Source organism: Sphingobacteriia bacterium (genome assembly GCA_017304685.1).
In the GTDB taxonomy this organism is placed as follows: domain Bacteria; phylum Pseudomonadota; class Alphaproteobacteria; order Rickettsiales; family 33-17; genus JAFKLR01.
On the sequence record JAFKLR010000003.1, the window covers coordinates 896,858 to 909,986 of the forward strand.

Annotated in this window: 12 protein-coding genes; 10 read left to right on the forward strand and 2 right to left on the reverse strand. The window is 27.5% G+C overall.

The window, feature by feature from the left end; translation table 11 throughout:
- Positions 1–297 precede the first annotated feature (297 nt).
- Genes J0H68_04175 through J0H68_04185 form a run of 3 tightly spaced genes read left to right on the forward strand, consistent with a single transcriptional unit; the run spans position 298 to position 3,931 of the window.
- On the forward strand, positions 298–1,041 hold the full coding sequence (locus J0H68_04175) for an ankyrin repeat domain-containing protein (protein MBN8827883.1): 744 nt from the start codon (positions 298–300) through the stop codon (positions 1,039–1,041).
- Positions 1,023–1,754 carry an ankyrin repeat domain-containing protein gene (locus J0H68_04180; GenBank protein ID MBN8827884.1) on the forward strand — a complete coding sequence of 244 codons (732 nt, stop codon included), beginning with the start codon at positions 1,023–1,025 and terminating at the stop codon, positions 1,752–1,754. The genes J0H68_04175 and J0H68_04180 overlap by 19 nt, the downstream gene beginning before the upstream one ends.
- Positions 1,755–1,768: 14 nt before the next feature.
- Positions 1,769–3,931, forward strand: coding sequence for a hypothetical protein (locus J0H68_04185; protein ID MBN8827885.1), 2,163 nt, complete (start codon positions 1,769–1,771; stop codon positions 3,929–3,931).
- A 47-nt stretch (positions 3,932–3,978) separates the two neighbouring features.
- Here the strand turns inward: J0H68_04185 and J0H68_04190 are convergent, their stop codons facing one another.
- Positions 3,979–4,551 (reverse strand): hypothetical protein, encoded by a 573-nt coding sequence (locus tag J0H68_04190; protein ID MBN8827886.1) that lies wholly within the window; start codon positions 4,549–4,551, stop codon positions 3,979–3,981.
- Positions 4,552–4,808: 257 nt separating this feature from the next.
- On the opposite strand from J0H68_04190, the gene J0H68_04195 reads away from it, so the two are divergent.
- Positions 4,809–5,684 (forward strand): ABC transporter permease, encoded by an 876-nt coding sequence (locus tag J0H68_04195; protein ID MBN8827887.1) that lies wholly within the window; start codon positions 4,809–4,811, stop codon positions 5,682–5,684.
- Positions 5,685–5,767: 83 nt separating this feature from the next.
- On the opposite strand, the gene J0H68_04200 is transcribed toward J0H68_04195, so the two are convergent.
- The gene (locus J0H68_04200; protein ID MBN8827888.1) at positions 5,768–6,073 is read right to left on the reverse strand and encodes a hypothetical protein; all 306 of its coding nucleotides are present in this window, start codon (positions 6,071–6,073) and stop codon (positions 5,768–5,770) included.
- 364 nt (positions 6,074–6,437) lie between these two features.
- Here J0H68_04200 and J0H68_04205 point away from each other — a divergent pair, with 364 nt between their 5' ends.
- From J0H68_04205 to J0H68_04230, 6 genes are all read left to right on the forward strand, one after another.
- Entirely contained in the window at positions 6,438–6,773 is a 336-nt protein-coding gene (locus tag J0H68_04205) for a 4a-hydroxytetrahydrobiopterin dehydratase (protein ID MBN8827889.1), read from the forward strand.
- Positions 6,774–6,794: 21 nt separating this feature from the next.
- Positions 6,795–7,493: a queuosine precursor transporter gene (locus J0H68_04210; GenBank protein ID MBN8827890.1), complete on the forward strand. Its 699-nt coding sequence runs from the start codon at positions 6,795–6,797 to the stop codon at positions 7,491–7,493.
- A 103-nt stretch (positions 7,494–7,596) separates the two neighbouring features.
- A complete protein-coding gene (locus J0H68_04215; protein ID MBN8827891.1) occupies positions 7,597–8,220 on the forward strand; it encodes a hypothetical protein in 624 nt (207 codons plus the stop codon).
- 346 nt (positions 8,221–8,566) lie between these two features.
- Complete coding sequence (locus J0H68_04220) at positions 8,567–9,871, forward strand: peptidoglycan DD-metalloendopeptidase family protein (GenBank protein MBN8827892.1); 1,305 nt, start codon at positions 8,567–8,569, stop codon at positions 9,869–9,871.
- A 245-nt stretch (positions 9,872–10,116) separates the two neighbouring features.
- Positions 10,117–11,460 (forward strand): hypothetical protein, encoded by a 1,344-nt coding sequence (locus tag J0H68_04225; protein MBN8827893.1) that lies wholly within the window; start codon positions 10,117–10,119, stop codon positions 11,458–11,460.
- A 197-nt stretch (positions 11,461–11,657) separates the two neighbouring features.
- Entirely contained in the window at positions 11,658–13,109 is a 1,452-nt protein-coding gene (locus tag J0H68_04230) for a hypothetical protein (GenBank protein MBN8827894.1), read from the forward strand.
- The last annotated feature ends 20 nt before the right edge of the window (positions 13,110–13,129 follow it).

The window sequence follows — 13,129 nt, forward strand, 5'->3', positions numbered from 1 at the left end:
TTTAAATATAATGTTACTTAAAATATTTTCCAATAATCCTTTAAAACAACTGCTATTATATAACAATATAAAATATATTTTAATATTAACGTAATAACAGGATAAATTTCTATATTTTTCAACAAAATAAATTTTTTACATATCTTTTAACATTAATTTCATGCGATTATCTATTATAAAACCTCAAATTTTAAATTATCAATGTATCAATAACTTAGCTTTACGTAACCTAAATATTAATTGACATTTTCTTATTTAATATTATATTAACTAATTGTTAATATTTTAGAGGAAATAATGAAATACATTAATGTTGTTATAGCGTACTTCAATGACACTTCGGGTGATGATTTATCAGCAGCAATAAAAAATGATGATTTTAATAAGGTTAAAGATCTTTTAAATAAGGGAGTAAGCCCTGATGCTACTGATTCATTGGGTAGACCTGCACTATTTACAGCTGTATTACATGAGAATATTGATATTGCAGAATATTTATTACAAAAAGGTGCGAATGCTAATTGTGTAAATTACCTTTATAAAAGCGTTCTTAGCCAAGCAGTACAAATGGATAGTTTAGAAATTTCTTACGATCTAGCAGAGCTATTACTTTCATATGGCGCTGATCCAAACGATACAGATTCAGGTAAACCCTTACATATACATGCTTATATTAATCAAAAAGATGAAGTAGCAAAACTCTTAATTAAACATGGCGCTTATATTAATGCTGAGGATAACTCAGGTAATACTTTATTATCTTATGCAATTGCAGAAAATGATGTTGAAATGGTAGACTTCGCTCTTAAAAACGGCGCATGTACCGATAATATTTATGTAAATGGAAGTAAAATTAAAGACCTTCAAACCATAGAAAAAGATATTGCTGAATTAATCGAATACTACAGCAAAAACAAATATAAAAACCATTCATCCGTTGTTAATGCGGAGAATAATTTAGACAGCCACGATAACTCTTTTAATAATGACAAATATTTTGAAAATACAAAGGAGCACATAGAATGGTACGCAACTACATAAAAGACGCATATAATTTTTTAATAAGTTCTTACAATAAATTGTTTGGTTATGAACATAATAAAAGCAATCCGGAACAAAAAGAAATTTTTAAAGAAGCTAGTGAAAAATTTAAAAGTGAAGATATAGAATCAGCACTTAAGAATGCTAAAGTTATTTTACCATATAGAAATTTAACAGAACCTACACCTGAGACAAATATTAGGTTATTTAAAGCTGTTGAAAGTAATGACTTTGAAGAAGTTAAAAATATTATTGAAAATTCTTCTAAAAAAAATGAATTAGTAAATGCTAAAAATTTTATAAAAATACCCCTTATTCATGTAGCTGCTGAAAAAAGCAATTCAGAAATTATTGATTATTTATGCAAAAATGGCGCTGATGTTAATGCAACTAACTTAACTTATTTAACAGCACTTGCAATAGTTGTTCAAAAAAATGATATCCCATCAATTGAATCTTTATTAAAACATGGAGCAGAAGTAAATACATATATTTACGGTGATTTAATTAAAAATAAACTTACCGAGTTAAATATAAACCCAGAAGACTACAAAAAAACTACTCCTCAAGAAATTATACAGATTTCAAACTTAGAAACACCTTCCCCTACCCACAATGAAGAAGTGGATTATCATAACGAAAATTATAATGAAATTCTATTTGAACATGTTTTAACAGACATTGTTGTATCAGAGATAATGAAAGATTATTAGAAAATAGGACTCAAATGAAAACAAGACTTAGTAAAATAAAATTACCAGAAGATTTAGAGCAAAAAAAAGAAATTCAAGCAATTTTAAATATTCTAGATGCGCTTGAATATATAAACCCTACTATTGAGGCTGGTAAAGAAAAATTTAGTAGTGATATTAACTCAAAAGCAACTACCGTACTTGCCTTGCAAATTATTGGGGAAAATATTAAAATATTACCTCATAATTGGGTCAAATATACTGACAAATCTTGGTATAAAGACTTTAGAAACCGTTCTGCCCATACAATTAATATGTCTGAATTATTAAGTAATTCTGATAATTTATGGAATACAATAACTTCTGCTCATGCTGACCTTTCAATACTCATTAAAAGCCTTTGTAAAGAATTAAAAACTACAGGAATTTTACCGGAAGATACGTATAAATCTATTTATCCTGTTCAAACTGTACCTGAACCAGAAGTTTCTAAGAGTTCTACCCTGCAACCGGAAGAAAATACTGAATGTAAAACAGAAGGTGTAATTGTAAAAACGAATCTTAAGAATAGTAAACAATCTTCCCAAAATTCTAATCGTGATAAAAAAACTTTAAAAGCTAAAAGGAAGAGTGAAAATCAATCTATAAATCTAAAAGAACTTACAGAAGATGAATTATTAAAGGTATGCCAAGAAGAAGTTAAACAACAAACTATATCACTGAATATAAATAAAAACTTTTATAATTTACTATTTAACGCAATTATTGAAGGAAAATTAAAAAATCTTGAATTTCTTGTGAAAAAAAATCCAGATCTTTTTAACACTATTTATACATTTAATGGAAAAATTGTAAAAGATGATAATTCTTTAAAACTTGTTGTTAAACATTCTCAACACCAATCATCAATTTTATATTTTCCAAGTGAAAGATTTACTTATGAAAAGGAATTCATAATAAACTTTAGTATACTTGAATTAGCCATAAGTGTAAGTAACCCTTCATTAGAAATAATCAATTTTTTATTAGATAAAAAAGTTAGTTTATCTATTCAAAATAGTTATTTATACACACTTTTACACCTTGTAAACAATGTGGATGTTTTAAATCTGCTACTGACTCATCCTTATTCTAAAGATGTTTTACTTCCTAAAATTAGTGATGAAAACAATATAATGTATTCATCACCATTAAGGCTTGCAGTAGAAAAAAACAATATTGTTTTATTTAATGCTTTTTTAAACCATGGTGCAAAATTATCGTTTCAATCTAAAATAATAGATGAAGTAATTTTTTACTCTGACGTTCTAAAAGTAATGACAAAAAACGTTAAATTAACTATTGAGATGCTTAAACACATTGTTAGCTATAACAATATAGATAACTTACTAAAAATGCAGTTTGTAGTACCAAAAAAAGCTTTAACTTATTCTAACAATACAGGAATTACACATACTAAAAATTCTATTATTACATTAGAAGATCTAATGAATGAACCTGAAAAAGTACCTACCTATATTTCTGGTGAATTGAATGAAAAAATGGTTTTTACTCAAGGTTTATTAATATGTAAAAGTTTCTATATATTATATAAAGCTAACTTCTTTTCATATTTTGAACAAAGTAATTTTGAAGGTTTAAAACTTAACTTAATTAATCCAAATGCTAATTTAACTGAAAAACAAACTCATGATTTTCTTAGCAGGATGAAAAGTTTTACTATTAGAAAACCATGGGAAAAACTAACAAAAGAAATTTATTCAGATGCAAATTATGAAGCACTTTTAAGTATATTTAGCCTTAAATCACAAATAAAATATTCAATATTTAATGCACTTTTACTTATGAATCCTGATAAAAAATTTATACAACGATTTTTAGGAAGGCTTATTAGCGATTTATTGAATATAAAACGTGATGATAACACCGCAAAAGAAATAGCAGATTTACTTATATTAGGAGGTAAATATAAATGTTTACCCCTTATAAACTTTAACTCTGAGGAACTCGATGTAATACCTTATTTAAAAAAAACTAATGAAAATAAATTAATCGATGAAATCTCAATAATTTTTGAGCAAAAAGGCCTTGGTGAAAGATTCAAATTTGTTAAGCCTAGTTCTTCTGATGCAACCTTTCACAATTTAGAATGGAGAATGTATCATAAGGAAAAACATGATACTTATAAAGAAAGATAAATTAATTTAAAGTAAGCCTATTGCTTATAGTAGACTTACTTTAAAACTTATTTTTTAACAACAATCGCTCCTGTAACTTGACCTGATATTTGAGCGTCGCCATAAACTTCAATTACACCAGTACCTGATTCAAAAATAATATTATTTATTTTAGTTTTGCCTTTTATAATAACTTTTTGATCTTTCTTATTATTATTTTTAAGTACTTTAAGATTTTCAATTTTAGAATCATTGATGGTAGTTTCTTCAGATACAACTTCTAAGTCTTTTCCCTCAGAAGAATTCATAACTAGTAAACCAATTATTTTAGTTTTACCCTTTGAAGTAACGTTGTTGAATTTTGCGGTCCCAATAATTGAGGTATCTGTATATTTAACATCTTTAAAAATAGATGGACCTACAATTTCAATAATTTCAAAATTGCTACTATAAATTTCACTATTACCAGTAATGTTTGTAAAACCAATAGCGGTAACGTTTTTAATTGTAGAAGGACCCATAATTGAAATATTATTATATTTCCCACTTTTAACAGTTGCAGGTCCCATTATATTTAAATCTTCTTCTGCAAAAGCTAAAGAACTAATAAATATTGATAATAATAAATAAATAAACTTCATAATTTCCTCTTTAGATTATAAATGATTATTATGAATATCTTCAGTTCACAATATATTTGTTAATGACAATTTAAGCATAATATATAATATTACCATTTTATTTACTAGAGATTTTTAAAATTCTTTTGTGATAATTAAATATATTTCAAATGCAATAAGTTATTTTTAAACAACTAAATTAGCTCATAATTACATTGCATATTTTTTATATATTGATTTAATACTAAATATAGCAACCAATATTTAAATACACCTTTATGAATAAAATAATCTTAAAATTACCTTTATTTTTTTCTTTCTCATGGCTTATTTTATTCTTTATATTTCCATTTATAATAATATTTGCAGTTGCATTGAGTTTACCTATTGAAGCAATTCCTCCCTTTGAACCTTTCATAAGATACGCAAAGGAAATTGGGATTATTATTAATCCTACACTTGAAAATTTTAGCCTTTTATTTACGGATAAAGCATATCTAAACGCATATTTACTCTCGTTAAGGCTTGCCGTTGAGACAACTATAATTACTCTTATCCTAGGCTATCCTATTGCATTATACATTGCTTCAAAGAAAGAAAAGACTAGAAAAACTTTACTTATGCTTATTTTAATTCCCTTTTTTACCTCGTTATTAATTCGTATTTACGCATGGATGATTTTGTTAAAAAAAACTGGCCTTATTAATAAAACCCTCCTTAAAATCGGTTTAATTTCTAAACCAATAATTTTCCTTAATAACGAATATGCAGTTTTAATAGGTATGGTTTATAGTTACTTACCTTTTATGATTTTGCCAATTTATTCTGTCATTGAAAAAATTAGTCCTGAAATAGTTGAAGCAAGCCATGATTTAGGGGCAAGAAATTTTACTACCCTCTTCAAAATAGTGATACCTATGTCGGTGAAAGGTATCATTTCTGGCTCATTACTAGTATTTATTCCTGCTGTTGGTGAATTCGTTATTCCCGAACTGCTCGGTGGTTCAGAAGTTATGACAATAGGTAAACTCATATGGACCGAATTCTTTATTATAAGAAATTGGCCAGTAGCAGCTTCTATGGCTGTAAGTTTATCGATATTACTTATATTACCAATATTTATATTAAGAAAATTAGATAAGGAAGAAAGGTAGTCAGTCTGGCTAGCTAGTAAGTATATAATACTTTATAAACATCCCTAGTTCACCAAACCCCAGGTATTTTACAGCTACATTTACTAATGCAGCGTAATTTCATCACTTAAGTATCCGTATAATTTATCATTATTAATTTCAGATGCAGAAATAGTAACAGAATTGATTTGGGCTTCAATATTTTGACTCCAAAAATCTAAAAATTTATTTAATTCAGGATAATTGGGGTGTAAATCAAGCTTTTGTAGGACGAAAGTTTGTAAAATACTTGGGTAATCTGGTAAATAATATAATATTTCAATTGTTAGTAATTTATATGTATCGTTTGCGATTGTTTTCGATGTTAAATCAAAATTATAAACAATATTATCTTTTATTGAGTTATACATATACACCTCCTACTTGGCGGTTTATCTTGAAGGGAATACCTTTCCCTATAATTTAATTATCTCATAAATATATTAAGAAGTCATTAATTTTTTTACCTATAATATTAAAACTTTATTTTTATAAGTTTAATTAAAACTATTAAAATAAATATTAAATTAGATGTCTAATTATTGATTTAAATGAAAAAAACCTTAAAAATAACGTCGCAAATATATTATTTTAGTATATAATTGAGCGTAATAAAGATTAACAAATATTCTTTATAAATTTATAATTCTATATATTAGTTTTATAAAAAAAGATTGTTAATTTTAAGTCTATTTTGCTTGTAAATCATTAACCTATTAAAAAAAGGAGAAATTTATGAAAAATGAATTAGAAGCTCAATGCATACCTTGTAATATAGCAATTCCACCTTTAAACGAGGAGCAAATCATTGAATTATTAAAAACCATCGATTCTAATTGGAAATTAAATGAGAAAGGATATTTAGAAAAAGAATTCTCTTTCAAAAATTTTAAAGAAACTATGGATTTTGCTAATAAAGTTACAGTAATTGCCGAGCAAGAAGGACATCATCCCGATTTTTATATAACTTGGGGCAAATGTATAACTACTATTTGGACGCATAAAATTAATAGCTTAACAAAAAACGACTTTATTTTAGCCGCAAAAATTGATAGTTTAACGTGGAGTTAAAAATTAATTAATTATACTTGTATGAATACCTTTAATATAAAAGAAAAAATTTACGTTATACTTTGCGTATTATTTTGCCTTTCAATTGTAGTTGGAAATTTACTTTTCCAAAAATATATTATTATTGATTTTCCTTTACTTATAAAAATGGAAATTTCAGTTGGAACAATAATTTACCCTTTAACTTTTCTTCTTACAGATTTAATTGCAGAATTTTTTGGTAAAGAAAGATCAGAATTTACTATTAAAATTGGTGTTTTAGCATGTTTATTCACAGGTTTACTCGTTCTAATTGGAAATAAACTACCAGCAACTTATTGGTCGGTTTTATCAGATTCTGAATTTAATAAAATTTTTGGATTATACAATTTTGCTTTTATCTCATCAATTATCGCTAATTTTTTAGCTCAAATGATTGATATTAGAATTTATTTGTTTATAAAAAAAATTACAAAAGACAAATTTTTATGGCTTAGAAATAATTTAAGTACTATTTTTTCTCAAATCGTTGATACAATAACTGTATATGGAGTTATGTATTATTTAAAAATTATACCTTCCGATAGATTAATAGAGGTATTTATAAGCGCTTTAAGCTTTAAATGCTTATTTACTATAAGCTTTACTCCAATATTTTATATGTGTGTGAATATAATTAATAAAATTATAAATTCAAAAAAATTATCAAACATTCAAACAAATAAAAATATTAATCCATAACATTCAAACCTTTACAGTTTTACCATTAATGTAACACTTGTTTTCACTTGTAACGTATTAACAAATTGTTTATATGTTTGCAATATGTAAACAGGAGGCTATTATGGCAAGAAATCCGGCAAATCTTCAAACTCTCTATTATAACAGCATTAATTCCTTATTTAATAAGGTAACAAATTATAATTTAATTAAAAGTACTATTAAATTTGTCTTTTATAAACCTATGGAATTTTACAATAAACTTTCTAAAACTAGATCTTCCAACCAGATAGAAGATACTTTGGGTTTTGCAAAAAACTTTCTATTTTCCGGTTTAGAACTTGGTTTAAATTTAATTTTGCCAGGACATATTGAATTTATTTTTGCTAAAAAAAGTTATGCAAACGCATTTACTGGAATGGTTGCTCATAGTTTTAATAGGGAATCTATTACTGTAAGTAAATCTATAATTCAAGGAAGTATAAGCGGTTTATTACTTCCAAAATTATTCAGTTTCGTTAAAAATGCTCTTCCTAGAGTTTTTGGGAATACTGGCGCAAGTGTACTTGCCTTTATTATATGTAATGTAACCAATATGATAATGAATAAATATGAAGATACTGCTTACGATGTGGTAAGTGAAAAAGTCTCAAATGTTTGTGGTAAACTTACTAAGCGTTTGGATTATGATAAAACAATAAGTCCTGTATCAACATCAGAATCAACCATACGTGTAGGTAGAATATAAAATTATTAGTTACTTATAAGATACAAAAATCTATTTTATAAGTAACTAAAACTTTTTTTATAACAACTCTATTCAATTTAAAGTTACTGCCGAATTTAGTTAAAAAATGTTTTTTTGAGTTAGATTAATAAAAATGGTTAATTTTTAATAGTTAAATTAACCATTTTTACTCTAAATTAGTTAATTTAATATTCAATTACTTAAACATATTAACTATACTTTAAGAATAATCCTTAAAATATTGATTTTTTCGCTCCTTATCGTAATTTTTACTTGTCAAACAATTCAATCTTGTATTAACCTAATATTTATATCGTTTGTTGTTTTTTAGTCACAAGGGTTAATAATGATAAGATTTAATGTAGCAACATTAAGAACAAAATTTTGGCTCGTATACTTTGCAGTATCTGTAACGGTGACTTTAACCCTGCTTTCTATTTCTGAAACTTCAAACTTTCGTACAGATATATTAGTAAAAGATTTCTCATTTGCCGACACTTTCTCATTACCTAAAATTCTTGATTCAGCTGAAAACCCTGTTAGTTTTACTATACAGAATGGTGATACATTATCTTCAATACTTAAAAATGCTCAATTAAATGATGTGGAAGTTAGTGAAATTATTAGAGAAATGCGTAAGACTTATGACCCTTCAAAAATAAGTATTGGTCAAAATATTTCAGTATTTTATGACGATTATAACCCTTCTAAAGTTTCTGCTATTAAGCTTTCTGTAAGCCCTGAAAAAACTATTGAAATTAGTAGACAGGCAGATGCATCTTTTAATGTAAAAGAAATAACAATACCTTTAGTTAAACATTACGTTCATATTAAAGGAAAAATTGACGGCAGTCTTTTTGGTACCGCTGCTAATAATGCTATCCCACAAGTTGTTATTAGCGATATTGTAAAAGTGTTTAGTTATGACATCGATTTCCAGCGTGATATTCATGAAGGTGATTCTTTTGAATTAGTATTTGAAAGATTCTATGACACATTCGGTAATTTCGCTCGTGATGGCAAACCTGTTTATATGGGACTAACTCTTGCAGGTGAAGATTATAAGCTTTATTACTATGAAGGTAAAAATTCATCAGATTATTATAATGAAGATGGTTCTAGCGTTAGAAAAGAACTTTTAAAAACTCCAGTGAATGCTGCTCGTATTTCTTCTGGCTTTGGTGTACGTAAACATCCAATTCATGGTTATTCAAAAATGCATAAGGGTGTAGACTTCGCAGCTCCAATTGGCACTCCTATTTATGCTGCAGGTGATGGTGTTATTGAAGAAATTGGCCGTAAAGGGACTTATGGTAACTATATTAGAGTTAGACATAATGGTGGCTTTTCAACAGCCTATGCTCATTGCAGTAGATTTAATAAAGGTTTAAGAAATGGTGCTCGTGTAAAGCAAGGTGATGTAATCGCTTTTGTTGGTACAACCGGACATTCAACAGGACCGCACTTACATTTTGAAGTATTAAAAAACAATCATCACATTAACCCGCTTAAGGTTAAATTTAATTCTAATTATAAAATGTCAGGTAATGACTTAAAAGATTATAAGAAATATATAAATAAAATTTCTCGTAAACTTCTTTCTATGCCAAGCCATTCAGAAATCGCTGCAGATAGTATCAAAGATTTATAAACTATCATATTTTTTCAATTAAAATTTCAGTCTCATAATATTTTTTTTATAGTTAATAATGTCCATTTTAATCTAACTAATAAAAAATTTAGTAAATAAATTTATAATTTTCAGTAACTTAAAGCATTATTTTTTGGGTTTAGAAAGTCCTTCCCAATTAAACGAGTGATTAATATAAGATTTGACATTTTCAAGATATTAACCCATAATTAACACAATTTTTAATACGTAACTAGGTTAGTAATATGTCTAAAAGACAAAATGATACACCTGAAAAAAAACAAGCGCCTTCTCAAGATAGTATCCCTATAGGTTTTGGTCAGGTTCTTATGCAAGGCTTTTATTCTGTAGTTAAAAGAGCATCAGTATTTTTTAGTAATCCAACTGAAGAACCAGAAGATGTTGAAAAAGATTCGGATTGGAACAAACCAGTTAGGAAAAGTGTATATTACAGTACTCCTATAGATTTACCTTCTGCTCCGGTAACTTATGCGCCACCTACGGAATTAACGGAAGAACAAAAAAAAGCTAAGAGAGAAAAATTCGCTACAGTTAATAGGCGAGTTTTATTAAGGCGTAAATATATTGAATCTTCTGATAGAGAATCTTATGATAGTTGGAGCAACAGTCAAGATTTTGATAACTTAGCTTCCAAAAGAACTAGTTTAAAGCATTTTAGCTCTAAATTTACAAGCGAAGACTTACAAGCAGCGTTAGAAGATTTAGAGAAATTTGGCGAGCCAGAACCAAGTATAGTTCGTACTTTTTTTAACAAAACAGTTAAAGGTGCTTTTAACACTATTAAATGGTTAGGTGGTAAAAAAGTAGCTGTTAAAACTAATATTGACTTAACTGAAGAAAAGAACACTTCTAAAGATTACTTACATCAAACTATAGAAAGTAAAAATAATAATTTGCGGATAGAGGAAGGAAATGAAGAATTTGATCTTAACTCTATTAACGGCCCAGGATCACATGGGAAAGAAAAAAAACGTGGAGCACTTACTAAAAGTATATTTATAAATCCTAAAGATGAAAATGTAGAAAATACCGATAAAGCAAGCGCACCAACTTCGCCAAGAGAAAATTTAACGAACAAATCTATTAGATCTCTACCAGCAATTCCAAAAAATAAAAAACCTTTTGATGTTAGTGCAGCTGCAAGTGTAAAAAAAGACTCTTCTAATCCTACCGCTACGAAAGGTGTACAATCTAAAAATGTTAGAGTAACTAAAACTTCTACTCGAGGTCAAGAAGTTAGAAAGACCTTAGTGGAAGCTAGCAAGGTGAGAAAAAGTCAATATTTGAATAGTAACAAAAAGGCTTTAGCCGTTGTTTCTTCAATTTTAAGTTTTACTTTGTTAACAGTAGCTTATGTATATTTTGGTAATAAGTATAAGAAAGATCCGCTTAAAGTTATTTCTTTATTTAATAAGACTAAAGAATATTTATTTAAAAATGCTAACATTCAAGGAAAAACTCAAGTAACTGTAACTAAAGGCAATTTACCACAAGTTGTTCATAGGGCTAACCCTAACCTTCCAACAAATAAACCTATAGTAGTTAACGCACAAATTAAAAAAGCTTAAAGGGTTACCCTTTAAGCTTTTTTAAGCTTTTACTCTTTAAATTACATTAGTTGTTACTCATATGTAATTCTTAATCCACTGAAATTCTTTCACTTTTAATTACAAATTCCACTTTATTAATTTATTAATTTTACTCTTGATAATTATATTAAATTAACTTATAATTAACCAAATTTTAAAATAGTAGGAGAAATTGTATGACTGGTATAAATGGAAGTACTGAGAAAAAAGAAGATAAGGGTAGCAATGATTTAGGGAATGCATTCAGCCCTTTAGAAGTGGTTAGACATAATCACATTTATCAAAATCCACTTGATGCAGGATTAACTAGAGGATTTAATAACGTTACCGCTCATTTAGAAACACCAACTGATTCAAGTCAAGAAAGCGAAGAAGAATTTCCTGCTGCCCCACCAATGACAGTAAGTGAATTTAATAAACATGAAGGTAAGGCAACTCTTTCTAATACAAATAAAGTAGAAGAAAAGAAAGAAGTAAAAGAAGAGGAGCTAAAAGAAAAACCCGCTGCTTTAGTAAAACCAGAAACTACGAAAGAAAAAATACCATTAGCTGATCTTTTTAAAGCTCATTTAGTTAATAGAAAGCAACAATTAGACGGATCAACACTTAGTAATGGAAGCAGCCTTTTTAATTCAGTTATTGCATCACTTCAAATCAAAGAAGATAAAAATATTTCCAAAATACAAGAATTATTGGATGTTAATAAAGATTTTAAAGAAGAAGATATTTCAGCCTTAATAACCTCTATTAAAGAAATTGAAAAATTTGATTTAGAACGCTCTGCTTCTTCATTAAATCCTGAACAATTCACTTATTCTGAAGGAAATCAATTGTTAGCTTCTAGTGAAGGATTAAATAAAAGTAAAAATTCTAGATCAAAACGCGGTCGCCCCGAATCATTTTTTGATAGCGTAATAGGTAAATCTTTAGAAGAGATTCAAACACTACCGATAACTGATATTACTTATATTAACCAAAGTGCAACTTCAACGGATGTAATTATTGAGATATCTGAGAAAGATCCAGCTTCAATTATAGTAACCAATCCATTATTTTTAAATGATAAACCGGACACAATTATAAATATACCAACTGAAACTGTGAAGCCATCTTTATCAATTCCATCTCCAATTTCACCATCACCACAAAAATACAAACCAGATGTTATCATTAATATACCTTCTGATGATACACCTGAATCATCTCCACGTAATACAGATGCCCAACAACCTGCAAATGGAGATAGAAATAGTATAAAAGAAAGGGCTAGAACATTAGAAGCTCTTTTGTATAAACCAACGGAAAACTCGCAACCTTCAGCACCAATGCAACCAATTAAAAAAGATGCCTATAACCCTACCCCAGGTAATCCTGATGAATCTAAGAATTGGTCATTAGCTTCAAAATTATTTTTTGGTTTAGCTTTAACAACTTTTGCAATAGCCGCTTACTATTTTGGCGCTAAAAGATTTAGTAAAGACCCACTTAAACTTTTACCTTCATTTGATAAAGCGAAAGATTATACTTATGAAACTTGTAATTCATTAAGCAGAATTGAATATCGTAAAAATGCAGTTGAACTTGCTAACCGCGTTAAAAACAAAGTTGTTCAAGTTTTAGGAAACTAATCTAATAAGATGATAAAAAT